At 67.6% G+C, this 25,899-nt stretch carries 23 protein-coding genes; 13 read left to right on the forward strand and 10 right to left on the reverse strand.

Features of this window, described 5'->3' with window-relative positions; genetic code table 11:
- Nucleotides 1-97: 97 nt before the first annotated feature.
- The 9 genes from GEV28_RS04735 to GEV28_RS04775 all read left to right on the forward strand — a co-directional run bounded on the left by GEV28_RS04735 (nt 98) and on the right by GEV28_RS04775 (nt 9,676).
- On the forward strand, nt 98-1,315 hold the full coding sequence (locus GEV28_RS04735; RefSeq protein WP_291408947.1) for a hypothetical protein: 1,218 nt from the start codon (nt 98-100) through the stop codon (nt 1,313-1,315).
- On the forward strand, nt 1,312-2,976 hold the full coding sequence (locus tag GEV28_RS04740) for a thiamine pyrophosphate-binding protein (RefSeq protein ID WP_291408949.1): 1,665 nt from the start codon (nt 1,312-1,314) through the stop codon (nt 2,974-2,976). Before GEV28_RS04735 ends, GEV28_RS04740 begins: the two co-directional genes overlap by 4 nt.
- A 50-nt stretch (nt 2,977-3,026) precedes the next feature.
- Complete coding sequence (locus GEV28_RS04745) at nt 3,027-4,001, forward strand: tripartite tricarboxylate transporter substrate binding protein (RefSeq protein ID WP_291408952.1); 975 nt, start codon at nt 3,027-3,029, stop codon at nt 3,999-4,001.
- A gap of 26 nt (nt 4,002-4,027) precedes the next feature.
- Nucleotides 4,028-4,477, forward strand: coding sequence for a tripartite tricarboxylate transporter TctB family protein (locus GEV28_RS04750; RefSeq protein ID WP_291408954.1), 450 nt, complete (start codon nt 4,028-4,030; stop codon nt 4,475-4,477).
- 172 nt (nt 4,478-4,649) lie between these two features.
- On the forward strand, nt 4,650-6,233 hold the full coding sequence (locus tag GEV28_RS04755; RefSeq protein WP_291408956.1) for a tripartite tricarboxylate transporter permease: 1,584 nt from the start codon (nt 4,650-4,652) through the stop codon (nt 6,231-6,233).
- A 68-nt stretch (nt 6,234-6,301) separates the two neighbouring features.
- Complete coding sequence (locus GEV28_RS04760) at nt 6,302-6,991, forward strand: GntR family transcriptional regulator (protein ID WP_291408958.1); 690 nt, start codon at nt 6,302-6,304, stop codon at nt 6,989-6,991.
- Nucleotides 6,992-7,009: 18 nt separating this feature from the next.
- Nucleotides 7,010-7,684, forward strand: a complete 675-nt coding sequence (locus tag GEV28_RS04765) for a DUF4286 family protein (protein WP_291408960.1) — start codon at nt 7,010-7,012, stop codon at nt 7,682-7,684.
- Between the two features lie 131 nt (nt 7,685-7,815).
- Nucleotides 7,816-9,075: a flavin-dependent oxidoreductase gene (locus GEV28_RS04770; RefSeq protein ID WP_291408962.1), complete on the forward strand. Its 1,260-nt coding sequence runs from the start codon at nt 7,816-7,818 to the stop codon at nt 9,073-9,075.
- 19 nt (nt 9,076-9,094) lie between these two features.
- A complete protein-coding gene (locus tag GEV28_RS04775) occupies nt 9,095-9,676 on the forward strand; it encodes an amino acid synthesis family protein (RefSeq protein ID WP_291408964.1) in 582 nt (193 codons plus the stop codon).
- On the opposite strand, the gene GEV28_RS04780 is transcribed toward GEV28_RS04775, so the two are convergent.
- Together GEV28_RS04780 and GEV28_RS04785 are read right to left on the reverse strand one after the other, a co-directional pair.
- Nucleotides 9,621-10,265 carry a hypothetical protein gene (locus GEV28_RS04780; RefSeq protein WP_291408966.1) on the reverse strand — a complete coding sequence of 215 codons (645 nt, stop codon included), beginning with the start codon at nt 10,263-10,265 and terminating at the stop codon, nt 9,621-9,623. The two genes, GEV28_RS04775 and GEV28_RS04780, sit on opposite strands and share 56 nt — an antisense overlap.
- The gene (locus tag GEV28_RS04785; protein ID WP_291408967.1) at nt 10,255-10,497 is read right to left on the reverse strand and encodes a hypothetical protein; all 243 of its coding nucleotides are present in this window, start codon (nt 10,495-10,497) and stop codon (nt 10,255-10,257) included. Before GEV28_RS04785 ends, GEV28_RS04780 begins: the two co-directional genes overlap by 11 nt.
- A gap of 335 nt (nt 10,498-10,832) precedes the next feature.
- On the opposite strand from GEV28_RS04785, the gene GEV28_RS04790 reads away from it, so the two are divergent.
- From GEV28_RS04790 to GEV28_RS04805, 4 genes are read left to right on the forward strand one after another with little or no spacing between them, the layout of a single operon-like run.
- Nucleotides 10,833-11,666: a tripartite tricarboxylate transporter substrate binding protein gene (locus tag GEV28_RS04790; protein ID WP_291408969.1), complete on the forward strand. Its 834-nt coding sequence runs from the start codon at nt 10,833-10,835 to the stop codon at nt 11,664-11,666.
- A gap of 28 nt (nt 11,667-11,694) precedes the next feature.
- Nucleotides 11,695-12,201: a tripartite tricarboxylate transporter TctB family protein gene (locus GEV28_RS04795; protein WP_291408971.1), complete on the forward strand. Its 507-nt coding sequence runs from the start codon at nt 11,695-11,697 to the stop codon at nt 12,199-12,201.
- A 15-nt stretch (nt 12,202-12,216) separates the two neighbouring features.
- On the forward strand, nt 12,217-13,743 hold the full coding sequence (locus GEV28_RS04800) for a tripartite tricarboxylate transporter permease (RefSeq protein WP_291408973.1): 1,527 nt from the start codon (nt 12,217-12,219) through the stop codon (nt 13,741-13,743).
- Nucleotides 13,744-13,798: 55 nt separating this feature from the next.
- The gene (locus GEV28_RS04805) at nt 13,799-14,833 is read left to right on the forward strand and encodes a CapA family protein (RefSeq protein WP_291409048.1); all 1,035 of its coding nucleotides are present in this window, start codon (nt 13,799-13,801) and stop codon (nt 14,831-14,833) included.
- Between the two features lie 2 nt (nt 14,834-14,835).
- Here the strand turns inward: GEV28_RS04805 and GEV28_RS04810 are convergent, their stop codons facing one another.
- The 8 genes from GEV28_RS04810 to GEV28_RS04845 form a co-directional block, all read right to left on the reverse strand.
- Complete coding sequence (locus GEV28_RS04810; RefSeq protein ID WP_291408975.1) at nt 14,836-15,567, reverse strand: ABC transporter permease; 732 nt, start codon at nt 15,565-15,567, stop codon at nt 14,836-14,838.
- 128 nt (nt 15,568-15,695) lie between these two features.
- Nucleotides 15,696-16,754: an ABC transporter substrate-binding protein gene (locus tag GEV28_RS04815; protein WP_291408977.1), complete on the reverse strand. Its 1,059-nt coding sequence runs from the start codon at nt 16,752-16,754 to the stop codon at nt 15,696-15,698.
- Nucleotides 16,755-16,806: 52 nt separating this feature from the next.
- Complete coding sequence (locus tag GEV28_RS04820) at nt 16,807-17,622, reverse strand: ABC transporter permease (protein WP_291408979.1); 816 nt, start codon at nt 17,620-17,622, stop codon at nt 16,807-16,809.
- Between the two features lie 53 nt (nt 17,623-17,675).
- Entirely contained in the window at nt 17,676-18,473 is a 798-nt protein-coding gene (locus GEV28_RS04825; RefSeq protein WP_291408981.1) for an ABC transporter ATP-binding protein, read from the reverse strand.
- The gene (locus tag GEV28_RS04830) at nt 18,466-20,187 is read right to left on the reverse strand and encodes a hydantoinase B/oxoprolinase family protein (protein WP_291408983.1); all 1,722 of its coding nucleotides are present in this window, start codon (nt 20,185-20,187) and stop codon (nt 18,466-18,468) included. The genes GEV28_RS04825 and GEV28_RS04830 overlap by 8 nt, the downstream gene beginning before the upstream one ends.
- Complete coding sequence (locus GEV28_RS04835) at nt 20,180-22,312, reverse strand: hydantoinase/oxoprolinase family protein (protein WP_291408984.1); 2,133 nt, start codon at nt 22,310-22,312, stop codon at nt 20,180-20,182. Before GEV28_RS04835 ends, GEV28_RS04830 begins: the two co-directional genes overlap by 8 nt.
- Nucleotides 22,309-24,501 (reverse strand): acetate--CoA ligase family protein, encoded by a 2,193-nt coding sequence (locus tag GEV28_RS04840; RefSeq protein ID WP_291408986.1) that lies wholly within the window; start codon nt 24,499-24,501, stop codon nt 22,309-22,311. Before GEV28_RS04840 ends, GEV28_RS04835 begins: the two co-directional genes overlap by 4 nt.
- A 376-nt stretch (nt 24,502-24,877) precedes the next feature.
- The gene (locus tag GEV28_RS04845; protein ID WP_291408988.1) at nt 24,878-25,882 is read right to left on the reverse strand and encodes a CoA ester lyase; all 1,005 of its coding nucleotides are present in this window, start codon (nt 25,880-25,882) and stop codon (nt 24,878-24,880) included.
- Nucleotides 25,883-25,899 lie beyond the last annotated feature (17 nt).

The raw sequence follows: 25,899 nt of genomic DNA on the forward strand, positions 1-25,899 counted from the left end.
TTGCTTGTCGTCAACTTTTCTGTCCTAATGAACCACCGACAGACAGTCGGCCTGTCTGTTTGTCCGACAGATAGGCTCTGAAGTAGGGAAATGGTCGATGGTGGCGGACGTCGAAGTAGTCACGGTCGTCAATGCGGGCCGGCTGCTGAGCGGGGACCTGAGCGCTCCCGTCGCTGAGGGTGACACCATCCGCGTCGTCGGTGGTCGGATCGACGCTGTTGGCGGGCCCGAGGTCTCCGGCGGCGCGGCGGGCACGGTGATCGACGTCCGGGGGATGACCGTCGCTCCCGGACTGATCGACTCCCACTCCCACGTCCTGTTCGGCGACTACACCCCCCGTCAGCAGTCCGTCGGGTTCCTCGAGCGGTACGTGCACGGGGCCGTGGTCCAGGTCGTCTCGGCCGGAGAGATCCACATCCCGAACCGGCCGCAGGACCGGGAAAGCGTCAAGGGTCTCGCCCGGCTCGCCGCCGGGTCCTGGCGCCACCACCGGCCCGGCGGGATGAAGGTCAACGCCGGCGTCGTGCTGCTCACCCCCGGTCTCACCGCCTCGGACATGAGCGAGCTGGCCGCGGAGGGGATCCGGCTGGCCAAGTACGGCTTCGCCGTCTACCCCGACCTGGCGGCCGCGCGGGAGGACGTGCGCAACGCGCAGCGCAACGGGATCGTGGTCACCGCCCACTCCGGCGGGCCGACCGCCGCCGACGGCGTGCCGGTGGGCGCCGAGCTGCTGATGGAGCTCGGCCCGGACATCGCCGGCCACGTCAACGGCGGCCCCACCTCGCTCGACGACGACGGCGTCCGCTCCCTGGTGCGCCAGACCGACATGAAGCTCCAGCTCGTGCAGGCCGGCAGCCTGCGCTCGGCGCTGGTGATCCTCGATGCCGTCCGCGAGGCCGGCGCCCAGGACCGGGTCATCCTCGGCACCGACACCCCGACCGGCACGGGGGTGATGCCCCTCGGACTGCTCAAGACCGTCGCCGAGCTCAGCTCGCTCGGCGCGGTCGAGCCCGCCCGGACCTGGGCGTGGGGCTCGGGCTGCGTCGCGGACGCCTTCGGCCTGTCCGGGGGGCGGCTCCAGGTCGGCCAGCCGGCCGACCTCGCGGTCATCGACGCGCCGTTGGGTTCGGTGGCCGCCGACGCCGAGGGCGCACTCGCCCGCGGCGACATACCCGCCGTGGCCATGGTGATGATCGACGGTGTCGTCCGCGTCGATCCCAGCGCCGTCTCGCCAAGACCCCGCGAGACGGTGCTGACGCGGCCCGCCTCGCCGCACACCGAACCGCCCGCACGACCCAGGAGTGGATCGCATTGACCAAAGCCGGCGCAGTGCTCGTCGAGGTGCTTGCCGCACACGGTGTGACACACGTGTTCGGCCTCATCGGCTCCTCCACGATGGAGGTGTATGACGCGCTGTTCGACCACAAGGACGTCCGCTACATCGGCGCGAAGGACGAGCGGGCCGCCGCCGGGATGGCCGACGGGTTCGCCAGAACCGCCGGGCGGCTGGGCGTGGTGATGGCGGGCCAGAGCGGCCCCGGCGTCACCAACCTCGTCAGCGGTCTCGCCGCGGCCAAGGCCGCCCGCTCCCCCGTGGTCTCCATCGGCGGTGCCGTGTCGACCGGACACTGGCAGCTGGACGCCTTCCAGGAGGTCGACCAGGAGACGCTCCTCGCGCCCGTGACCAAGGCCGTGCTCGCCGCCTACCGGGGTGACCGGGTGGCCGACGTCGTCGACCGCGCGTGCCGGCTGGCCCTGACGCACCCGATGGGCCCGGTGCACGTCAACGTGCCGCGCGACGTGCTCGCCGAGGAGTGCGCGCCGACCGACCGGGCCGACATCGCCCCCATCACGCGCCCGGCCGTGGCCGACCGGCGGGCCGCCGACGAGGCGGTGCGCCTGCTCGCCGCCGCCCGCCGCCCGGTGCTGGTGGCCGGCGCCGGGGTCAAGTGGACACACTCCGGTGAGCTGGTCGTCGCGCTGTCCCAACGGTTCGAGGCGCCGGTCGCGACCTCGGCCGGGCACCGCGACAGCGTGCCCAACGACCACGGGCTGTTCCTCGGACAGATGGGGGCACGCGGGTCGGCGCTGGCCAACGAGGTGATCAGGGAGGCCGACCTGGTCCTCGGCATCGGCACCCGCTTCGGGTTCAACTCGACGTTCTTCGACCCGACGGTCTTCGCCCCGGACGCCACGGTCGTGCAGTCCGATGTGGACCCCGCGATGCTCGGTCGCTACGTCACCGGCGCGCACACCGTGCACGCGGACAGCCGCGCGCTGTGCGAGCTGCTGCTCGACGCCACCGAGGGCGTCGAGCCGAGCACCGACACCAGCTGGGCGACGACGGTGGGCGCACGGGCCGATGCCATGCGACGGGACCGGCGAACGGCGCCGCCGGACGCGCCTTCGCTGAACCCCGACGTGTTCTTCCACGTCATGCGCGGGCGGCTGCCGAGGAACACGATCGTCACGCTGGACGCGGGGACGTGGTGCCTCAAGGCATCCGAGCTGCTCGACTTCTACCAGACACCGTCGATGCTCACCCCGCTGGACTTCGCCTCCCTCGGGTTCGCGTTCCCGGCCGCGATCGGCGCCAAGATCGCCAGTCCGGACCGTCCGTGCGTGGCCGCCATCGGCGACGGCGGCGCACTGTTCGCGATCAGCGAGCTGGCGACCCTGCGCGAGTACGACGTGCCGGTCGTGCTCCTCATCATGGACAACAACGCCTGGGGCGCGGAGAAGGCGTACCAGCAGGACTACTACGAGGGCCGGTTCATCGGCAGCGACCTGCCGTCGAACGACTTCGTCGCGATCGCCGAAGGCTTCGGCGTCCGCGCCCGCCGCGCGGCCACCGCCGCGGAGCTGGCCGACTGCCTCGACGAGGCGATCGCCGCGAACGAACCCAGGGTCGTGAGCGTCGCCGTCGACCCCGGCATCCTGCACAGCTTCCGCAAGGACATCTTCGGCAAAGCCTGACCACCGACCCGGTTGCCGGACCGCGCTGGTCACTCAGAAGGAGTTATGTGATGCGAACCAAACGATTCACCGCCGTGGTGGTGAGCGGCCTGCTGATCATGGCGGCCGCCTGCACGAGAAACGACCCGGCCAACCAGGACGACGCGGCGGCGTCGGACTACCCGAGCCGCCCGCTGGACATGACCGTCGCGTTCGGCGCCGGCGGTGGCGTGGACATCATGTCCAGGACGATCTCGAAGCTGCTCACGGAGAACGACCTGTACCCCGGCGACATCTCGGTCACCAACCGGGAGGGCGGCAGCGGGTCCAAGGGTTACGGCTACGTCTTCAACCGCAAGGGCAGCGCCTACGACATGACCGCGACCAGCGGTAGCTTCATCTCCACGCCGATCCAGGCATCGACCCCGTGGAGCGCCACCGGGTTCACCCCGATCGCGCTGCTCGGCACGGACGAGGACGTCGTCTGGGTCAACGCCGACTCGCCGTGGAAGTCCCTCGACGACCTGGTCAAGGCGTCGAAATCCACGCCGCTCACCGTCGGTGGCGCGGGCCTGACCACCATCGACTTCATCGCCTTCAAGCAGTTCGCCGACGTGGCCGGCGTCAAGTTCAAGTACGTCGCGCACGACAGCGGCCCTGAGGCGGCCAACAGCCTGCTGTCCGGCAGCATCAATGTCCTGTCCCACAGTGCCAGCTCGCTGTACGGGCTCTACAAGTCCGGTGACATCCGGCCGCTCGCGATCGGTGGGGTCGATCGGCTGGATCAGCTGCCGGACACCCCGACCTTCCACGAGCTCGGCTACGAGATCACGGTCAGCCAGCCGCGCGGCCTGGTGATGCCGCCCGACGTGCCCGACGAGGTCGTGCAGTGGTGGCAGGACGCGGTGACCAAGCTCGTCGAGCTGCCGGAGTGGAAGGACTACCTCAAGCAGAACTTCGTCTCCGAGCGCGTGCTGGTGGGCAAGGACTTCGCCGACTACCTCAAGGAGACCGTCGCCGGCTACACCCAGGCGCTCAACGCCTGACCGCCGCGACGGCGGAGGGAGATGCCATGACCCGAACTGTCACCGCCTCGGTCTTCCTGGTCTACTCGCTGGCCTTCCTGCTCATCGGTCTGCAATACCCGCTGCTCACCGACGACGGGCAGTTCGGCCCAGGGTTCTTCCCCAGAACGACCGGTGTCGTGCTCGTGGGACTCTGCGCGTGGAACCTCTATCGTGAACGCGGAGCCGAGTCCGCGAAGCCGCAACCGCTCGACGTTCGCGACGCGCTGGCGGTGCTGGCGCTCATCGTCGGCTACGTCGTCGGGATGCACCTCGTCGGCACGACGATCCCGACGTTCCTGTTCGCGGTGTTGCTGCTGCTCTGGTTCAACCGTGGTCACCTCGTGGCCAACGTGGTGTTCTCCTGCGTGTTGACCATCGTCGTCTACCTGGCCTTCGACGTCTGGTTCCGGATCTCCCTGCCCGAAGGCCTGTTCACCGTCGGCGGTCTGCCATGACACCCCTTGTGCCAACCTCAGCCAGTCGAGCAACCGGGAACCCGCACGAACCACGTGCCTGCCAACCGCACCCAAGGGGAACGGGACGCAACCCAGCCACCAGTACGCGCCGAACCGGACGGCACCAACGCACGGTGACCACAACTGTTAATTCCGGGGAGGCGGTCTAGTCATGACCGTTCTCGACAACGTCCTCGGCGGGCTGCAGTCCGCGTTCTCCGCGCAGAACCTGCTGTTCCTGCTCATCGGGGTGGCGCTGGGCGTCGTCGTGGGCATCCTGCCCGGCCTCGGGCCGACCGCGGGGATCGCGATCCTCATCCCGATGACCTTGGGCATGGACCCCACCGCGGCGGTCATCATGCTCGCGGCCATCTACTACGGCGCGATGTACGGCGGGTCGATCACGGCGATCCTGATCAACCTGCCCGGCGAGTCGGCCTCGGTCGCGGCCACCTTCGACGGCTACCCGCTGGCCCGGCAGGGCCGCGCCGGGCCAGCGCTGGTGATGCAGGCCGTCGCCAACTTCGTCGGCGGCATCTCGGCGGTCATCCTGCTGTCCGTCCTCATCGGACCGATCAGTGGCGTCGCGCGGTCGTTCGGGCCGAGCGAGCTCCTGCTGATCGTGCTGCTCGGCCTGGTCACGATCATCGCCGTGGTCGGCCAGGACAAGGTCAAGGGCGCGATCTCGGCGCTGTTCGGGTTCAGCCTCGGCACGGTCGGGGTCGACCTCGCCAGCGGCGCGAGCCGGTTCACCTTCAACGAGCCGTCACTGATCAGCGGTGTCAGCTTCGTCGCCCTGGTCATCGGGCTGTTCGGCATCGCCGAGGTGCTGCACAACATCTCCGACGGCCAGCATCGGGTCACCGGTGCGGTCATCGCGCCCTCGATGCGCAAGGACTTCCTCCCCTCCCGGCAGGACTGGCGGGAGAGCAGGTTCACCTTCCCCAGGGCCACCGGCGTCGGCTTCCTGGTCGGCCTGGTGCCGGGCGCCGGCGCCTCGGTCGCCTCCTTCATCGGGTACGCCCTGGAGAAGTCGGTGTCCAAGGTCAAGCACAAGTTCGGCAAGGGCGCGATGCCCGGACTGGTCGCGGTGGAGTCCTCCATCAGCGCCTCCTCGCCCGGTGCCATGGTTCCCATGCTGGCACTGGGAATTCCGGGCTCGGCGGCGACGGCGGTGCTGCTCGGGGCGTTCGTGCTGTGGGGCCTCACGCCCGGCCCGCAGCTGATGACCGAGCACCCCGACTTCGCCTGGGGCGTCATCGGAAGCCTCTATCTCGGCAACATCGCGCTGCTGGTGTTCTGCGTCGCGGCGATCCCGCTGTTCGTGCAAGTCCTGAAGGTGCCCTACGCCTACCTCATCCCGAGCATCATCGTGCTGTGCGTCATCGGCACCTACGCGGTCGGCGCCAGCTTCATCGACCTCGGCATCGTGATCGCGCTCGGCGTGGTCGGCACGTTGATGAAACGCCACGGCTACTCACCGGCCGCGGCGGTGGTCGCGTTCGTGCTCGGGCCGCTCGCGGAGAACTCGCTGCGCCAGACGATGATCATCTCCAGCGAGGACCCGACGTTCATCCTCGGCCGCCCGTACTCGATCGGTCTCGGCGTGCTGCTGCTGGCGATCCTTGCCGGCTCGGTGGCCATGCGCGTTCCCGCGGTCCGCGACCGGGTCCGGCGCCGGCGGCCGGCACCGGACGACGGCGACTCGGGCGACTCGTCGAGAACCGGCTCGGACGGGGAGGGCGTTCGCCGATGAGGTCCGGTCCGCTGGTCGATCTGGTATGGGTAACCGACTCGGCACACGCAAGAACAGGATGGTGACCAATGGCCGCCGGCAAGCGTCCGATCGCACTGACCAGGACCGTAGCGCCGATCCGCACGCAAGTCGCGGACCTGCTCCGGGCGATGATCGCCGACGGAACGTTCGCACCGGGTGAACGCCTGGTGGAGCGCGTGTTGTGCGACATGATGGGCGCCAGCCGGTCCACCCTGCGCGAGGCGTTACGCGAGCTGGAGACCGACGGCCTCGTCACGGTCGTTCCCGGCCGGGGACCGGTGGTAGCGGAGGTGGACGAGAAGGGCATCCGCGACCTCTACGCCGTCCGGGAGTCGTTGGAGCAGCTGGCGATCACGCTGTTCCTGCAGAACGTGACCGACGAGGCGATGGCCGCGCTGGAAGGCGCCTTCGGCCTGCTCGAGGCGGCCTACCACGCCGGCGACATCAACCGGATCATGCGGGAGAAGCAGACCTTCTACCGCGCCCTGTTCGCCACCGCGGACAACGCGGTCATCGGCGACGTGGCGGACAAGCTCTACGCCCGCACGACGAGCGTGCGGCTCCTCTCCTATGCGCGCGAGGGCCGCCTGGCCGAGGGCCTTCGGGAGCTGGAGCTGGTGATGGCGGCGATCCGGAGCTCGGACGCGGCCGCCGCGCGGGAGGCGTACGCCACGCACATGGCGAACGCGATGAACGCCGCGGTCGCCTCCCTCCAGGACAAGCAGCCCAGCTCCTAGCAAGAAAGGACCTCACCCGTGGCAACGTCCCCCTCGGCCCTGCTGTTCTCCCAGATGACCCCGCCCGCCGCGCTGGAGCCGGAGTTCAACGCCTGGTACGACGAGGAACACGTGCCGGCACGGCTGGCCCTGCCTGGGTTCCGGTCCGCGCGGCGCTATCGGTCCACCGAGGGGACCGGCGAGTACGTCGCCGTCTACCACGTCGACGAGTTGGCCGCCTTCGACACCGACGGCTATCGGCGGCTGCGCGCGGCGCCGTCCGCCCGCACCACGGCGATGCTCGACGCGGTCAGCGGCTTCACCCGGTTCACCTGCACCGTGGACACCGAGGTCGGCACCATGCCGGACACCGCGTACCTCTATGTCGTCGCCTTCGCCGTGCCGGCCGACCGGGTGGCCGCCTACGACGCGTGGTACGAGCAGGAGCACACCGAGATGCTCATGGCCGCCGACGGCTGGACCGGGGTGCGCCGCCTCGTGGTCGTCGACGCCGCCGGAGGTCCGTGGACGCACCTGACGTTCCACCATCTGTCCACATTGGACGCGCTCGACTCGCCGGAACGGGGGGCCGCCCGCGCGGCACCGATGCGGGCGAAGCTCGTCGAGGAGCCATGGTTCAGCCGCTCGCGCCGATCGATCTACGCGCCGCTACCCGTCACCACCGTACCGAGCAACGAAAGTGGGCCAGCATGAGCGAGCTTGCGAGCGAATCAGTGTCACAGGGCGACCGCGAGCCTGCGAGGGGGAGTCATGAGCGAGCTTGCGAGCGAATCAATGTCACAGGGCGACCGCGAGCGGCTCGACCGAGCCTGCGAGGGGGAGTCATGAGCAAGGACACGGACGTGGTGATCATCGGGGCCGGAGCGGCCGGGCTCGTGCTCGCCCTGAGCCTGCACGAGATCGGCGTGGCGTGCCGGGTGTACGAGGCGGTGCCCGAGCTCGAACCCCTCGGGGTCGGGATCAACCTGCTTCCGCACGCGGTCCGCGAGCTGGACCAGCTCGGGCTGGTGGACGCGCTGGACGCCTGCGCGGTACGCACCAAGGACGCCTCGTACTTCACCCGGTTCGGCCAGCACATCTTCACCGAGCTCGCCGGCGAGAGCGCCGGGTATCCCTGGCCGCAGTTCTCCATCCACCGCGGCGACATGCAGGGCGCGTTCCTCGACGCGGTGCTCGAGCGGCTCGGCCGCGACAGCGTGGCCACCGGGCACCGGTGCGTGCGCGTCGAGCAGGACGAGTCGACGGCGACCGCCCACTTCGAAGACCCGGACGGCGCGCCGCTTCCGCCGGTCACCGGGTCGGTCGTGGTCGCCTGCGACGGCATCCACTCCGCGGTCCGCAAGCAGTTCCACCCTGGCGAGGGCGAGCCGGTCTACTCGGGACTGACCAGCTACCGCGCCGCCGTGCCGTTCCCGCCGTTCCTCAGCGGTGCCAACACCGCCCGGGTCGGCTGGATGGACGTCGGCAAGCTCATCATCTACCCGATCCGCGACAACATCGACGACGCCGGTCGCCAGCTGGTCAACTTCGTGGTCACGTTGAAGCGCCCGCACCCCAACTCCTACAGCTGGACCCGGGAAGCGGAGCCGGCGGACTACTTCCCCCCGTTCGCCGACTGGCATTTCGACTGGCTGGACGTGCCGGAGCTGCTCCGCTCCGCCAACCCGGTCATGGTGTTCCCGATGGTCGACCGCGATCCGTTGCCCCGCTGGAGCTACCAGCGGGCCACCCTGATGGGCGACGCCGCACACCCGATGACCCCGCGCGGATCCAACGGCGCCGGCCAGGCCATCCTGGACGCACGATTCCTCACCGGCTGCCTCAAGCGTCGCGGTGTCGGTCCCGATGCCCTCGCCGAATACGAAGCCACCCGCCTGCCGGCCACGGCGAAGGTGGTGGCGATGAACCGCACCAACCCGCCCGACGCCATTCTGCGCGAGGTCTACGAGCGCAGCGGCGACCGTCCGTTCGACGACATCAACGACGTCATCCCGGAGGCGGAGCTGCGGCAGATCATCCAGCATTACCGGGAGGTGGCCGGGTTTGACGTCGAACAGCTCAAGGCACGACCGTCGTTCGTCTGACCAGGAGCTCGGGTACGCCGTGCGAAAGTGGGTCGGCCACGTCGAGGAGATCGAGCACGACGGCGGCCCGCGCCCGCACGAGCCGATGCGCAGGGCGGTCGCGGCAGTGGTGATCGCCAACCCGCTCGCCGGCCGGTACGTCGAGGACCTGGGAACGCTCGTCGAGCCGAGTGGCCAGCTTGGCGAGGAACTTGGCCGCCGGGCACTGGCACTGCTCGACGGGCGCCCGGTCGAGGGCTACGGCAAGGCGGGCATGTGCGGGGTGCACGGCGAGCAGGAGCACGTCGCGGCCTGCCTGACCACCACCTTCGGCGACGGGTTCCGCCGCGGCGTCGGCGGCGGCCGCGCCTGGCTCGCGTCCACGAAGAAGGTCGGCGGCCCGGGAGAGAGCCTGGACATCCCCCTCGCCTACCGCCACCACCTGTACGTGCGCTCCCACTACGACACCGCGACCCTGCGGGTGGTCGACGCGCCCCGACCGGACGAGCTGCTCCTCGCGGTGGCGGTGACCAGCGGGGGCCGGGTACACGCCCGGGTCGGCGGCCTCACCCGCACCGAAGCCGACACGCGGGCCGACCCGAACCAGAGGATGCGCGGCTGACCCGGTCGCGCGAACCACGTCCTGCCGCTCGCACACCGCTTACCTCGCGACCCCGCCGCCACCAGCTCGTCCACCTGCGCCGGGGTGAGGCCGAGCTCGGCCAGGATCTGCGCGGAGTCCCTCGCCGACCACCGCGGCCGGGCGGCGTCGAGCAGTCCTGGCACGCCTTGGCCATCCGGTAGCCGAAGGTGTTGCGTTCCTCGTCGGCCTCCAGGATCTGCTGCTCCTCGGTGATCACCGCCGGCCGGCCGAGCTCGCCCCAGACGTCGGCGTCCCGCGCGGCGAGCTGGCCGGTCGAGCCGCCGATGCCGATCACGTGGCCGGCCCGGCCGGCGAAGTGGGCGATCAGGTACCGCAGCCGGCCGTACTGCGCGATCACCACGTCGTACTCCGCGGTGCCGAGGGCCGAGGAGATGGTCTCCGGGAAGTGCGGGTCGCCGTGGATGTGCCGGACGTCGCCGGTGAAGTCCACCTCGTGGAATCCACTGTGGAAGGTCGTGACGTCGTAGCCCCGGGCGCAGAGCCCGTTCACCACGTCCGGTCCGGTCGGTCCGGTGCCACCCACCACCAGTGCGGTTTCATGCCCCACTCCTCCTTGCCGGTCGGCGCGCGGCGTTCGCCCTTCGCAACCGTGGCTTGCCGAGCCAGACCATGATCATCACGATCGGCGCGGTGATCGCGGTCATGACGAGCGCGAGCGCCGCCACTCGGTTGAAGATCCCCTGGTCCCACCCGTCGAGCAGGACGAAGCCGATCACCGGGGTGCGTCCGGTGGCGAGCGGTACCGCCACCGGCAGGTCGCCGAGGACCCGGACGAACACGAGTGCCCACGCGGCGAACAGCGGGCCGGAATCTGGCGGTCAACGCCGGGGTCCGCTGATCAGCAGCCAGCCAGCCTGCCGCACAGCACCTTGACTGCTGCGCGCGACCTGCGGTAGCGTCCGCTATCTAATATATCCTATGGGATGCGGGTCCGAAGATGCACCCTGTGCAACGTGGTACTTCCCGGCGCTCGACTGGAGTCCTCGCCCTGCTGGCCGTGCTGGCGCTCGGCGCCTCAGCCTGCAGCGAAGGATCGACGGCGTCTGGTTCCGACGATGACGGTTATCCGCAGAAGCCGATCGACATCGTGATTCCGTACGATCCAGGCGGAGGTGTGGACACCACGGCACGCCGGGTCATCGAGACCATCGGCAAGTACGTGGACGCTCCCGTTCGCGCCGTCTCCCGCCCGGGCGGCGGTGGGACCGTCGGAACCCAGCAGGTCAAGCAGGCCAAACCGGACGGGTACGAGCTGCTCATGGCGTCCAGTGGCGCGGTCGTCACGCCGCCCCTGACGCAGGACGTCGGTTACCAGGCGTCCGACTTCACGCCGATCGCGCAGGTGGCCGATGTCTCCTACGTCCTCGTGGTTCGGCCGGACTCGCCGTACAAGTCCTTCGACGAGATCGTCGAGTACTCCAAGTCCCATCCCGGCGAGATCACCTACGGCACGTCCGGGCCGGGAAGCACCGGCCATCTCATCGTGTCCGCGCTGACGGACGAACTCGGCGTCGAGTGGAAGCATGTGCCCTTCGATGGCGGAGCCTCGGCGGTCGCGGCCGCGCTCGGTGGACACATCGAGGTGGCGGTGCCGGGGTTGGCCTCCACGACCGGGCAGCTCGCGCAGGGCGTGGTCCGTGGGTTGGTGAGCACCGGTACCGAGAGTCCAGAACAGTTCCCGGAGCTGCCGACGCTCGAGAGCCTTGGCCACCACGTGGCATTCCGGGCCGCCTGGATCGGGCTACTGGCACCGCCCAAGACACCCGACAACGTCGTCAAGTACCTCGAAGCCGCGCTGAAGAAGGTCGTGGCGGACCCCGAGTTCGTCGAGGCGCACAAGAAGGAAAGCGGCGAGCCGCCACAGTTCCTCGGGTCTGCCGACTTCGGCAAGCGTATTCAGGACGAGACCGCGGTGCTGAAGAAGATCGTGGACAAGGGCGGCTTGTAGGCCGGCGGCTCGAGAGGAGCTAGTTGGCATGAATCCGGATCCTCAACCCGGCGAGCCCGACGCTCGCACCGACGAGGACGGCGGCGAGCAACGGCATTCCTACGGGCACCTCATCGTGCCGATGCTGTTGACCGCCGCGGGCACCTTCCTCATCGTCGAGTCGGTGCACAGCCTGCCCTACCGCACGACCGAAGGACAGCCAGGTCCGGGGTTCCTCCCGATCTGGCTGGGCGGAGTGTTGATCGGCATCTCGGGTTTGATCGTTTTCCAGGACCGGCGGTCGCTCCGCGGCGACACCGCGTCGCCCGCGGCGAACCCGGCACGCTGGAAGATCGTGAAGTTTCTCGCGGTCATGGCGGCGGGCATCCTCGCCATCCAGTTCGCCGGAGCACTGGTCGGCATCGCACTCCTCATCGTCGCCGAGTTGTGGTGGGTCGAAGATCAGCCCTTCTGGCGCTCGGTGGCGGTCGCGGTACTGATCTCCGCCGCCACGTACGCGTTGTTCGAAGTCGCCCTCGACGTGCAGCTCCCGTGACCGGCGAAGGTTGACATGGGCGTCCTCAATTCCTTGCTCGACGGATTCGCCGGGGCGTTGGAGCCGTTCAACCTTCTGATGGGCTTCACGGGCGCGGCGCTGGGCACCCTGGTCGGCGCCCTCCCCGGGCTGGGGCCGGTGACCGCGATCGCCTTGTTACTGCCGGTCGCCTACGGCATGGATCCGATAGCGGCCCTGATCATGCTGGGCGGCCTGTACTACGGCGCGATGTACGGCGGAACCATCACGGCCGTACTGCTCAACGTGCCCGGCGAGGCGTCCTCGGTGATGACGGCCGTCGACGGCCACCAAATGGCGAAGCAGGGTCGAGCGGGGGTCGCCCTGACGGTGTCGGCCGTGGCCTCGTTCATCGCCGGGACGACGAGCGTCGTGCTACTGATGTTGCTGGGACCGGTCATCAGCAAGTTCGCGCTCAGATTCGGACCACCCGAGTACTTCGCTTTGATGTTCCTGGGGCTGACCCTTGTCTCCGGCCTGGTGGGAGACCGGCGGGCCAAGGGTTACGCGATGGTGGTTCTCGGCCTGGCCATTGCGGTGGTCGGGCTGGACCCGATCTCCGGTGTCGCCCGGTTCACCCTGGGTTTCCTGTACCTGGACAGCGGGTTCGGCTTCCTGCCCATCGCGATCGCGTTGTTCGCGATCGCCGAGATCATGTCGAATCTCGAGCGATCCGTCCGCAACGGCGGCCGGATCGACAGCATCCCGCCGGGACCGATGCTCCCCGGGAGGTCGGACTGGCGACGTTCCGCGTTCCCGATCGTCCGCGGCACCGGGTTGGGGTTCGGCATCGGCGCCCTGCCCGGAGCGGGCGCGACGATAGCGTCTTTCATGAGCTATGCCGTGGAACAGAAGATCTCGCGGGAGCCACAGAAGTTCGGAAAGGGAGCGATCGAGGGGGTGGCGAGCGCGGAAGCCGCCAACAACGCGTCGACCGGCGGGTCGCTGCTGCCGATGCTCACCCTGGGCATTCCCGGCTCGGGGACGACGGCGCTGCTCCTGGTCGCGCTCCTGCAGTTCGGCTTCGCCCCGGGCCCCCGGTTCTTCGTCGACCACGCCGAGGTCGCCTGGGTGTTCATCGCCAGCATGTACGTCGGCAACGTGATCCTGGTCGTGTTGAACACCGCCTTCATTCCCGCGTTCGTTCGCATGGTGCGATCCAGCACCCGATACATAAACCCGATCGTCATGGTGCTCGGCATCGTCGGTACCTTTGCCGTGCAGTACGCGTTGTTCGACGTCTGGATCATGTTCGGCTTCGCCGTCGTCGGCTACCTGTTGCACCGGTACGGGTATCCCCCGGCGCCGCTGATCCTCGCCGTCGTACTCGGACCGCTCGCCGAGCAGAACCTTCGGCGTTCGCTGATCTTGTCGGACGGATCGGTAGGCGTCTTCTTCACCCGCCCAATCGCCGCGACGATGATGATCCTGGCGATCGTCGTGATCACCTGGCCGTTGGTCAAACCCGGCATACGTTACCTGCTTGGAAAATCGAGAAGGGTCGAGCCCGCAGGGAAAGTATGAGGCCGGTCGAGGTTATGGAAAAGGAGTAGTGCCGATGTCAGATTCAACCGTGGAGATGGTGTTCGTCGGCGATGTGTACATCAAGCGGGACAACCCGGCTTCGATGTTGACGTCCGTCAGGTCCGTCCTCAGCGACGCCGACATCTCATTCGGCAACCTCGAAGCCCCGATCACCGACCGCGGGCAACCGCTTCTCGGCAAGCCGATCGCCGGGGTGCACTTCCAGTCGCCGCTCAATACGGTGACCGCCCTCTCCGATGGCGTGTTCGACGTCATGTCGCTGGCCAACAACCATTCGATGGACCTCGGCCCCGAAGGCATCATGCAGACGGTCGAGGTGCTGGACAAGGCAAATATCCAGCACTGTGGTGCGGGGGCGGACGACGCGGCCGCACGGATGCCCGCGATCATCAGTCGAGGTGGCAGCCGGTTCGCCTTCCTGTCCTACAGCTCCGTCTTCCAGCCTGGCGCCTTCCCGGCGACAGCCGATCGACCGGGCATTGCGACGGTCAGGGTGCATACCGCTTATCAGCCCTCGCCACGGGTGTTCGAACAGCCCGGGTCGCCCGCCATCCCGATCACCAGGGCGGACGAGGTGGATCGTGAAACGCTGATGGCGGACATCCGCCAGGCCCGGGAGGTGGCCGACTTCGTGGTCGTCTCCTGGCACTGGGGCATCTCCCAGTCGTACCGCAAGATCGCCGACTACCAGGTGGAGCTGGGACGAGCCGCGATCGACGCCGGCGCGAACATGGTCATCGGTCATCATCCGCACGTACTGCAGGGGATCGAGTTCCACGGCAACGGACTGATCTGCTACAGCCTGGGCAACTTCGCGTTCGACCGCGAAAGTCCCCACTTCGACAGCGAAACCATCATCCTGACCTGCCGCGTCGTGAACGGCAAGATCGACCAGGTGACGGTGATCCCGGTGCTCATCAACGACTCCCGTGAGCCGGAGATCGTCGAGAGCGACCGCGCCGGCGCGGTGCTGGACCTGGTGGAGCGCGAGTCGGCACCCTTCGACACCTCGGTCATCAGGAAGAACGGGGTCGGCGTCCTCCAACCCGCCGCCGCATCCGCCGGCTGACCTCAGATGACACTGGCATCCGATCGCCACGCGCCGGCCTTTGCCCGGCCCCACGTGACGATCGCGTTGACGATGGTCGACAGCAGGACGATGATCACGATCGCGGCCAACACCTCGGCGACGTTCAGGGTCCGGGCGGCGTCGCGGACCAGGAACCCGAGTCCCTGTTGCGACACGATCATCTCGCCGCCCACCGCGCCGATGAACGCGCTGGGCACCGAGATCTTGAGGCCGTCCAGAATCCACTCCCAGGTCGAGGGCAGGATGACGTGGCGCAGCAGCTGCCCGCGCGACGCGCCGATGACCTGCACCGCCTCGCGGAGGTCGACGTCAACGGCCCGGACGCCGTTGAGCGTGTTGTAGAAGATGAAGAAGAAGACGATGATCGCGACCAGGGCGATCTTCGACACGAGGCCGACGCCGAACATCAGCACGAACATCGGCGCCAGCGTGATCTTCGGTAGCGCGTAGACCGCGGTGACCGCCGGATCCAGCGTGCTGGCCAGGAACGGGAACACGCCGAACAGGGCACCGACCGTGATGCCGAGGACACCACCGATCAGGTAGCCGACCGTTGCCTCATAGAACGTGACGCCGACATGCGGCAGCAGCTCCAGGGGTTCGCTGACCCAGCCGATCAGCACGGACCAGACCTCGCCTGGGCTGCTGACCATGTTGGCCGGTAGCACCGGCCCGGACAGGAGCGACCAGATGATCAGTATGGTGGCCAGCACACCGAGTCGCTCGAGGTTTATCCGCCATCGGCTTGGCTTCGACATTGCACTGTTTCCCTTGGCGGTCTCGGCGCGACGGGCGAAGACGCCGACGAACAACTGTCTTCGCCCGTCGCAACCGGTCGGTTCTACGGCTTGAAGTCCGCAACGGCGTCCTGGGCCTCGGTGGCCAGATCGGTGTTGATGATGTCCTCCTCCGCGACCGCGGGCTCCTTCCCGGCGATATCCCGCTCCAGCGCGTAGTAGTTGTCCACGTCTTCCTTGTCGATGACGGGGTCCGACGGTATCCCCGCCTTGAGGGTCTTCCAGGCGGCACCGAAGACCGCATCATCCAGATCCGGGTCGACCTGCTTGTGCACGAACTTCTCGGTCTCGTCCGGGAACGTCTGCGCGTAGATCATCGCCTTCGCGATAGCCCGCAGGAACGCGACCAGCTTGTCCCGACTCCCGTCGATCGTGGCGTCGCGCGTGATCAGGACCGAGTGGAGATACCCACCGTCCGCGGCCAGCTCGTCGGCGCCGATGAAGACCGAACCGTCCGAGGTCGCCCCCAGGATGTCGACGTCAGGGTGGCTTCTGGCCACCGCGTCGATCTGCCCCTGCTGGAAGGCCGCCTGGTTCTCGCCCATTCCGCCGAGGGCGACCAGCTGGAGCTCGGTGTCGCAGTTGACGTTGTACTTCTTGCACACGCCCCGCATGAAGGTGTCCGTCCCGGAACCGGCCGAGCTGATGCCCACCTTCGCACCATATTTGGCCAGCGCCGCCATCTTCTCCTCGGGCGAGGCGTCGTCACTGACCCCCAACTTCGCTATGACGTCGTTGCGGACCACCAACGAGACCGCGTTGATCTCCATGATCGGCGCGATCGCGCGCAGGTCCAGGCCCTGCTCGCGGGTCGCGATCACGTTGCCCAGCGTCGCCTGGATGACGTCGGCGTCGCCGCTGACCAGCGCGGCCGTCACGTCCTGCCCGCCCGCCGTCCCGCCGAGCAGCTCGACGTTCACCCCTTCGTCCTCGAAGTACCCGCGTTCCTGGGCGAGATAGGTGGAGAAGTAGATGATCCCCACGCCGGCATCCATCACCCGGACCGTTTCCAGCTCCTGAGCGGGTCCCGTGTCGCCGCAACCACTCAGCAACACGGAAAGCACGACGGCGGTCCCCGCACCGATCGGTTTCTTCCAGTTCATAAGGTCCTCCTAGATGTACGGGTACCGAGGCGCACGAGGCGACTGCCGTGGCTCAGCGGGTGGACGGCACCCACCGCTGGAGCAAGTCGATCAATGCCACGAAGGTCAGGGCGACGATCATGATGACGATGAGCGCGGCGATCATCGCGCTCATGTTGTACGTGCCCCGGGCAGAGGCGAGCAGATAACCCAGCCCATTGTGTGACGCGATCAGTTCACCGATGATCGCCCCGTGCAACGCATAGGGAAATGACAGCCGAAGTCCGTTCAGGATCTGCAGGACCATCGTGGGCAGGATGACCCGCCAGACAACCGTCCACCGCGTACCGCCGAAGAGGTACACCTGGTCGGTGAGATCCTTCTCCACGTCCCGGACCCCGGCGACGCTGGTATGGAAGACGAGGAAGAACGCGATCGCGGCCGCGAGCACGACCTTTGGCGTCAGGCCGAGCCCGAACCAGATGATCAGCAGCGGCGCTATCGCGATCTTGGGAACCGAGTACCCGGCGTTCAGGAACGGGTCGACGACGCGGTACAGGTGACGGTTCGTACCCAACAGGACGGCGAGCGGAACCGCCACGGCGGTCCCGATGAGAAAGCCGAGCACGGTAGCCGACACCGTGTACCCGATGTGGTCGAAGATGAAGCCCGATCCGACCCAGTCGACCAGAATGTCCCAGACCCGCCACGGGTTGCCGACGAAGAACTCGGCAACGACCTCGCGCCGGAGGAAGTCCCAGCCGACGAGGAACAGCACCAGCACGACGATCCGTGCCGTCCATACCGCTCGACGACTCTGGTGCAGGCGGCGTCTACGCTTTCGGTTCACCGGCTTGACGACGCCGGCCGGCGTTTCCAGCGTGTGCATCTACTCACCCCGTACTCGCGGTTGGGCTCCAGCAGCCGGGATGATCGCCGCGGTCATCGCAACGCTTTCCGTTCGACAACCTCCACGTCCGCGCGGAGTGCCTCCCACAGCTCGTGCGCGAGCCGCTGCGGCTCACCCGACTCGAGTCCCAGCTCGACGACGTTGCGGGGCCGCGGGATGGGCACGTCCATTTCGAGCTTCACGGTGCCCGGCCGACCGGAGATGACGATCACCCGGTCCGAGAGCGCGATCGCCTCGCGGAGATCGTGCGTCACGAAGACGACGGTCTTGCCCGATCCCGACCAGATGCGCAGCAACTCCTGCTGCATAACGGCTTTGAGCTGCGCATCGAGAGCGCCGAACGGCTCGTCCATGAGCAGCGTCGTCGGATCGTAGATCAGGGTGCGGATGAGCGCGGCTCGCTTGCGCATGCCGCCGGACAGTTCCCGTGGGTAATGCTTCTCGAAGCCGGTCAGCCCGACGCGATCGATCTGCTCCCGGATCCTCGCGGCGCGTTCGGCCTTCGGCACCCGCTGGATCTGCAGCGGGAGTTCGGTGTTGTCCCAGACGGTACGCCACGGCAGCAGGGTGTCCTTCTGGGTGAGATAGGCGACCTGCGTGTTGATCGCGGTAATCGGGTTGCCGCGGTAGTAGACCGATCCGCCCTCCGGGCTGAGCAGACCGGCCGCTAGGTTCAGCAGGGTGCTCTTCCCGCATCCGGAAGGGCCCAACAAGCTGACGAACTCGCCCTCCTTCACCCCTAAGTTGACGTTTCGGAGCACTTCGACCTCTGCGTCGTCCTTGGTGAACGACTTGTCGACGGCACGCCATTCGAGGTTGAGCTCACTCATGAGCGCTCCTGAGGGCCGCGGTTGCCTCGGTGTTCAGCTCCAGCGTCGCGACGTCGACGACGACGCCGTACCCCCGCCGGGCGTATTCGATCGAGATCTTCTCGTTCCGCACGTCGTGCGCCACGGCCTCGGGCTCGCGCAGGAACGGGTCCCCATAACCGCCGGAGCCGGGCGTGACGTAGAGGACGCGGTCGTGCTTGTTCATGTTCAGCACGAACTTCGCCGGCAGTCGCTCCTCAGCCGCGGATCCGGAATTCTTGACATTCTTCGAAAGCGTGCCGTCCTGGCCGCCCAGGACCCCCCATGGCGCGTGCTGGAAGCGGTCGGAGCGCTGCTGGAAGATCACGTTGTCGACCAGCAGCTCCCACTCACGCATCAGCGCGAGGCCGCCCCGGTACCTTCCGGCACCACCGGAGTCGGGCACGAACCCGTACCGGTTGATCCGAACCGGGAACTCCGCCTCCACGACTTCGACCGGCTGGTTGGACAGGTTCTGGCCGGGGTTCACCAGGCCCTCGACCCCGTCCTTGTTCGGCCGGCCGCCCCGGCTGCCGCACACGACTTCCTGCAGAATGAACTGTTTCCCGTCCGGCTGGGTCCCGGAGATACGGCTGGAGCAGTTCCCACCCTCGCTGGCCGCGGGGATCTTCTCGGGAAGCGCGACCGCGAACGCCCCGAACAGGGCGTCGTCGAGTCGGTGCCCGGTGACCCCTCTGGCGGCGCAGGCGGCCGGGTACTTCGCGTTCACGAACGAACCTTCCGGTGCCACCACGGTCACCGGCCGGAACGCCCCGTCGTTGTTGGGCGCGTAGCGCGGCAGGACGCTGCGCAGGACCGTGTACACGGCGGACAGGGTCCACGCCATGACGGAGTTGATGGCGCCCGGAGTCTGCGCCGAGCTGCCGGCGAAGTCGATCTTCAGATCGTCGCCGGAGACGGTCAGCTCGACCTGGATTTTGAGTGGCTCGCCGGTCACTCCGTCGTCGTCCACATAGTCGGCGAACGAGTACGTCCCGTCCGCGATGTCCTGGATCGCGGACCGGCACAGCCGTTCGCCGTAGTCGATGAGCTCGTTCCAGTACAGGTCGATCATTTCCCGCCCGTACTTGTCGAACATCGCCCGGACTTCCCGCTCACCGATCCCGCAGGCGACGATCTGGGCCCGAAGATCGCCCATCAGCATCTGCGGCAGCCGGACGTTCTTGCGGAGGATCGCCATGATCGCCTCGTTCTCCACGCCGCGCGCGTACAGCTTCAACGGCGGGATTCGGATGCCCTCCTCGTGGATGCTCCGGCTGTCCGCGGCCATCGATCCCGGCACCCGGCCGCCCACGTCGATGTGGTGTGAGCAGTGGCAGGCATACGCGACCAGCTCGTCTGCCCAGAAGATCGGCTTCACAAGATAGATGTCGGGAAGGTGGGTGCTGCCTTCCCACGGATCATTGGTGATCACTATGTCGCCGGGTTCGAGCGTGTCGCCGAACTTTGCCCGCACGGCTTCGATCGCACCGGGCATGGCGCCAAGGTGATGCGGCATGGCGACGCCTTGGGCGATCATCCGGCCGTCCCGATCGCAGAGGGCGGCGGAGAAGTCCATCAGATACTTGATGGACCCGGAGTAACCCGTGCGGCGGGTCGTGATCATCATTTCGTCCATCACGGCCGACAGCGCGTTGTTCAGCAGTTCCAGGGTCACCGGATCGGTCTTAGTCACTGGTCGTCGCCTCCGCTCGGGTCATGATGATGTTTCCAGCGGCATCGAGTTGAGCCGTCCAGTCCGGTGGAATCAGCGTGGTGGAATCCAGTTCCTCCACGACACACGGACCACGGGTACCGCGCGGATCGAGGAGCGATCGGTCGGGCAGGACAGTGGTCGACAGGTAGCCGATGTCGCGGCCGAAGTACGCCTTGCGGATCTCCCCGGCCGGCGCGGCTCCGGACGAGTCCGACAGCTGGCGGCGCATCGCGTCGAACGGGAGACCGCGCCGCTCGACGGTGACCACCCGCACGCCGGACAGCTCGACCTCGCTGTCGAGGGCATGGTGACCATAGGTTCGCTCGTGCTCGGCATGGAACGCGGCGACGATGCCGTCAGTGGTGATGGAGTCCAGCGCGTCGTCCTCGTCGTGTATCGGAATGTCCAGTTCGAACCGTTGTCCGACATAGCGCATGCTCAGGGAGAGGTCGGTGGCTATTGACTGCTTCTCATGCTGGCGGAAGAACTCCCGAACATTCGTGCGAGCTGCCGCGATGATGGACCGCAGCGACGAGCTGGGCATCTCGGTCAGCGACTCGCGCATGCTCAGCATGTGGTGATGGGTGACGTCCGCGCCCAGCAGGCCGACCACGCTGAACACGCCCGCCCACTGCGGGACGATCACCCGAGGCATGCCCATCGCGGACGCGATCTCGGCGCCGAACAGCGGTCCGTTCCCGCCGAACGCGAGGAGATCGAAGTTGCGCGGGTTGCGGCCGCGTTCGACCGATACCGCCTTGATGGCGCGCATCATGTTCGCCGCCGCGATGAGGTAGACGCCGTGCGCGGCCGCCTCGATCGGCTCCCGGAGGCGGGCGGCCACCTTCTCCTCCATCGCGCGGCGGGCCAGCCCGGCGTCGATGTCCACCGTGCCACCCGCGATGCTGCGCTCGTTCAGGTAGCCGAGGACCACGTTGGCGTCGGTGACCGTCACCTCGTCGCCGCCGCGGTCGTAGCAGATCGGGCCGGGGACCGAACCGGCACTTTGCGGTCCCACGTGCATGCCGCCGGCCTCGTCGAACCAGACGCACGAGCCGCCGCCGGCGCCCACCTCGGTGAGCTTGATGACGTTCGACCGGACCGGATACCCGCCCGCACCGAGCAACTCGTTGCCGAACGACATGTCTCCGCCGACTTCGAGCTGCGGGCTGTAGCTGATCGCACCGTTCTCGATCGTGCTCGCCTTCGCCGTCGTGCCACCCATGTCGAAGGTGATGAGATCGCCGTAGCCGACCGAGTCGGCCAGCGCCTTCGCCGCGACCACCCCGGCTGCCGGCCCAGACTCGATCATCAGGGCGGGCTTCTCCCTGGCCGCGCCGACCTCCATCAGCCCGCCGTTGGAGCCCATGACCGAGAACGTGCCGGCAAAACCCAAATCGCGCAGGTTCGCGTCCAGGTTCAGCAGGTAGTTCCCCACGATCGGCATCACGTAGCTGTTCACCACGGCCGTGCTGGTTCGCTCGTACTCACCGATTTCCTGGAGCAGCTGATGCGACAGGGTGACGTCGAAATCGCCGCCGTGCCGCTCGACGAGCCGGCCGAGCGCCAGTTCGTGCACCGGGTTCACATAGGAGTTGATCAGGCACACCGCCAGCGCCCGAATGCCGGCACCAGCCAGCTTGTCGAGCAGTTCTGTCGCGTGCTGCTCGTCAAGTTCGACCAGCACTCGTCCCTGGCCATCCACGCGCTCGCGCACCTCGAGGCGCCACTGGCGTTGCACCAGCGGGGGCGGCTTGTCGTACTCCAGGTCGTAGAGCCTGGAGGCTTGCAGGCGACCGATCTCCAGCACGTCCCGGAAGCCCTCGGTGGTGAGCAGTGCGGTCCTGGCGCCCTTGCCCTCGAGCACCGCGTTGGTGGCGACCGTGGTCCCGTGGTTCAGCTGGCCGATCGTCTCGGGCGGCAGGTCCAGCCTGGCCAGCAGCTCGCCGATGCCGTCCCTGATCGCCACCGAATAGTCGTCCGTGGTGGACCGCACCTTCACCACGTCCACCTGGCCGTCCGGGCGAACCAGGACGATGTCGGTGAAGGTTCCGCCGATGTCGACGCCGACCAGGGCTTCCGCGCGCGTTGTGTTCGCTGTCATCGCCGGCCCGCCTCAGCGGGTTCGCGGACCTGTTCATCGCCACCGACGGCGAGGGCGTCGACCGCCCTGACCCCCGAACCTTCCTTCCCCACCATCAGCGGGTTGATCTCCAGTTCGGTCAGCTCCGGCGCTGCGGCGAAGATCTCGCTGAACCGGACGATGGTGTCGGCCAGCGCGTCCACATCGCATCGCGGCCGGCCCCGATGGCCCTCCAGCAGCGGCGCCCCGTTCAGGCTGCGGATCATCGCGTGCGCGGTGGCCGTATCGACCGGCGCCGGCCGGAACACCCGGTCGCGCAGGAGCTCCACCAGGATTCCGCCGGATCCCAACATGACCACCGGACCGAAGATGGGATCCCGCACTCCGCCGAGAATCACCTCGACCTCACCGGCGACGAGCTCCTGCACCAGCAGCCGGGGCGGTTCCCCGCGCCGGTCGAGGATACCGGTCAGATCCTCGTATGCCTGCCGAAGTTCTGCCCGATCCGCGATCCCGACCCGGACGCCGCCCAGCTCGGTCTTGTGCGCGACGCCCGGCGAGTGGACCTTGACAACGATCGGGTAGCCGAGCTGTTCGGCGGCCGCCACGGTCGCCTCCCAATCCTCGGCAACCAGGCTGCGCGCGACCGGAATCCGCTCGGCGCCAATGCTCTCCAGCAGGTTGTCCCGCAACAGCGGGCTGGCCCCGGTGGCGGGCTCGGCCTGCGCTGGCGCACCGGTGATCATTCGCGGGAACGCGGCCGGCTCGGCTTCCCGCCTGCGGCGCCGATACAAATGCCGCAGAGCGCGTGCGCACTTCCGCGGTTCTTCGAAGACCGGGACGCCGGCGTCCAGCAGGATCGTGATGCCGGAGTCGTCGGTGGTGGCCTTGCCGGCCGTTTCCAGATCTCGTGACGATGCCCAGAGAACCACGACGGGCGTCTTCGTCGTCTGCTGGGCGGCGACGATGTTGCGGGCGATCCCGACCGCGTACGGCCCGGAACCCGATGGGGTGATCCCGATGACCGTGAGGTTCACGTTCTCGTCGCGGTCGTACGCGACGATCATGTCGCGCAGCGTGTCGCGCTTGATGTGCCCGGTGATGTCCGCGGGGTTCGCCGCGCTGCCGAAGCCCTGCAGGATCTCCCGCAGGACGTCGACGGTCGTCTGGTCGATGGACGCCAGGGCGAGTTCCTCGACGCCGCAGAGGTCGGCGAAAAGGGAGTTCAGACCGCCGGAGTTGCTGAGCACGCCGATGCCGCCGTGCCCGCTCATACCGCTGGTCGAGGCGATCAGGTTTCCCGTCTGCCACAGCTCGTCGAGATCGTTCACCCGGACCACGCCGGCCGCTTCGAAGCAGTCGTCGTAGATGGCGTCATCGCCGGTCAACGACCCGGTATGGCTGGCGGCCGCGGCCGCTCCCTGGCTGGTCCGGCCGACCTTCAGCGCGAGCACCGACTTGCCGGCATCGGCAGCCCGCCCCGCCGCCTCCAGGAATCGCCTTCCGTCGCCGGGCAGCAAAGCCTCGAGCAGCACGCTGACCACGCGCGTTTGCTCGTCGTGATCGATCAGGTATTCCAGGAAGTCCACTATGGCCAGATCGGCCTGGTTCCCGACCGTGGCGATCTTTCCGATCCCCACGTGGTGCTCGTGCGCCCGGGCAAGAACGGAGTTGAAGGCCATCGCGCCGCTCTGCGACACGATGGATACGTTGCCCGGCCGTAGCTCGGACAGGTTCCAGGCCAACGAACTGGCGGAGGCGAACACGTGCTCGGTTATGTTGGCTATGCCGAGGCAGTTCGGCCCGGAGAAGCGCATTCCGTACTCGCCGGCTATCGCCAGGATTTCCCGCTGCAGGGCGGCGCCTTCGTCGCCTCGCTCGGCGAAGCCGGCCGAGACGATACTGCAGGCGGGAACACCCTTCTCACCGCATGCTCGCATGATGCCGGGAATGAGCTCGGCCCGCACGACCAGCACCGCCAGGTCAACCGGCATCGGCACGTCTCTGATGTCGCGGTAGGCCTTCAGCCCCTGCACTTCCTCGTACTTCGGACTGACCGGAACGATGTTGCCGGTGAACCCGGCACGCACCAGGTTCCGGAGCACCCGGCCCCCGTAACCCCCGTAGCCAACGTTCTCGGAGGCGCCGACCACGGCCACGGTCTGCGGATTGAACATGCTTGAAAGGGATGCCTGATCGACAACCTTCATGGAGGTACTTCCTTCCATAGCCGACTGCTGCGCGCCAAGATTTCCCTGGGAGAGTTCAGACCGGGTTCCCAACGAGCCATGTTTGGGCTCGTCGTCGGATGGCCGTGTCCATGTGCCGCACCCTGCTCAGCAGGTGCAGTTCGACGGTGGCACGCTGCGCGGATGAACCCGGCGCGAACCTGTGGGTAGTCGATCAGAGGTGACCGTGCTTCGCGTTGTCCTTCTGGCGGCCGCCCGAGCGAGCTGCCGCCGGGCGGGAACCGCAGCGGCTGGCCGACACAGGCAGTTCTATATAGTATATTGACGCGCATTGTCAAGGCCCCCACCCGGGCAAGCCGGTGGCGATGACATCGCTGCCTCCGGGCCAGGTAGTTGATCAAACTCCCGCATGCGCCGTATCCTTGCGCGCTATCGCGTCGGCCCGCATCAAGATCAGGCGAGCCCGCTTGGCCGTGGGAATGTCGATCATCTTGCCGTCCAGCGTGGTCGACGCGCGCCCGCGCGACTCCGCCTCCTCGTACGTGGTGATCACCCGGCGGGCATAGTCGATCTCGGCCTCATCGAGTGAGAACTCACGGTTGAGAATCGGGATCTGGCCTGGGTGAATGGCAGTGGACCCCTTGAAGCCGAACCGCTTGGCGTCGCGGATGGTCGATGCCCAGGCGTCCAGGTTGGTATAATCGGCCACATTTCCGAGCCGGCCATGGGCCTGAATTCCGGCGTGTGCCGCGACCATGACCATGCGAGCATTTCCGTAGAATCGCTCCTTGCCTTCGGCGGTCGGCTCGATTCCCAGCTCGAGCGTGACGTCTTCCGATCCGAATGTCATGGAAACGGTGCGCTCACTGGCCGTTGCAATCGACACCGCGTTCGTCAGCCCAACTGCGCTTTCCACCGGCAGGCCGAGCTGCAAGGTGCCGATCGGAATGCCCGCCTTCAGTTCTCGCTCCGCGATCAGCGCATCAAGGATCGTGACCTCTCGGGCTGATTCCACCTTCGGGAAGAAGATGCCGGTCAGGCCATCACAAACCACCGCATCGAGGTCGCGGACCGCGAGTTCGAACGGCTTGTTGATGCGGACGAGAACGTCGGCTCCCCCGCGACCGACTTGTGGAATCGCCTCCCTGGCCATATCTCGCGCGGTGGCCTTTTCATCGTCGGGAACCGCATCCTCCAAGTCGAGCATCACCGCATCCGCCGCGCGCAGGTGCGCCTTCTCCACGAAGCGCGGAACGTTCGCCGGCACGATGAGAGTTGACCTTCGAACGAGGGTCATGGCGTTCGCGACCCGCTCGGACCGGTACGCCACCTGCCGTCCCTCCCGACGCGACGCCCAACCGCTGTCTTGCCCGAGATCGTTCTGCACGTAGAACCCTCCCATTTGATGTACTGTAACTA

The organism is Actinophytocola sp. (assembly GCF_009379765.1).
Lineage (GTDB): Bacteria > Actinomycetota > Actinomycetes > Mycobacteriales > Pseudonocardiaceae > Actinophytocola.

Coding starts and splice junctions, on each gene's coding strand:
- GEV28_RS04820 (WP_291408979.1), bottom strand. CDS start 17,622: ATGCACACGCTGGAAACGCCGGCCGGCGTCGTCAAGCCGGTGAACCGA.
- GEV28_RS04845 (WP_291408988.1), bottom strand. CDS start 25,882: ATGGGAGGGTTCTACGTGCAGAACGATCTCGGGCAAGACAGCGGTTGG.
- GEV28_RS04755 (WP_291408956.1), top strand. CDS start 4,650: ATGACCGTTCTCGACAACGTCCTCGGCGGGCTGCAGTCCGCGTTCTCC.
- GEV28_RS04815 (WP_291408977.1), bottom strand. CDS start 16,754: ATGAACTGGAAGAAACCGATCGGTGCGGGGACCGCCGTCGTGCTTTCC.
- GEV28_RS04750 (WP_291408954.1), top strand. CDS start 4,028: ATGACCCGAACTGTCACCGCCTCGGTCTTCCTGGTCTACTCGCTGGCC.
- GEV28_RS04770 (WP_291408962.1), top strand. CDS start 7,816: ATGAGCAAGGACACGGACGTGGTGATCATCGGGGCCGGAGCGGCCGGG.
- GEV28_RS04760 (WP_291408958.1), top strand. CDS start 6,302: ATGGCCGCCGGCAAGCGTCCGATCGCACTGACCAGGACCGTAGCGCCG.
- GEV28_RS04805 (WP_291409048.1), top strand. CDS start 13,799: ATGGTGTTCGTCGGCGATGTGTACATCAAGCGGGACAACCCGGCTTCG.
- GEV28_RS04840 (WP_291408986.1), bottom strand. CDS start 24,501: ATGAAGGTTGTCGATCAGGCATCCCTTTCAAGCATGTTCAATCCGCAG.
- GEV28_RS04835 (WP_291408984.1), bottom strand. CDS start 22,312: ATGACAGCGAACACAACGCGCGCGGAAGCCCTGGTCGGCGTCGACATC.
- GEV28_RS04745 (WP_291408952.1), top strand. CDS start 3,027: ATGCGAACCAAACGATTCACCGCCGTGGTGGTGAGCGGCCTGCTGATC.
- GEV28_RS04735 (WP_291408947.1), top strand. CDS start 98: ATGGTGGCGGACGTCGAAGTAGTCACGGTCGTCAATGCGGGCCGGCTG.
- GEV28_RS04795 (WP_291408971.1), top strand. CDS start 11,695: ATGAATCCGGATCCTCAACCCGGCGAGCCCGACGCTCGCACCGACGAG.
- GEV28_RS04800 (WP_291408973.1), top strand. CDS start 12,217: ATGGGCGTCCTCAATTCCTTGCTCGACGGATTCGCCGGGGCGTTGGAG.
- GEV28_RS04825 (WP_291408981.1), bottom strand. CDS start 18,473: ATGAGTGAGCTCAACCTCGAATGGCGTGCCGTCGACAAGTCGTTCACC.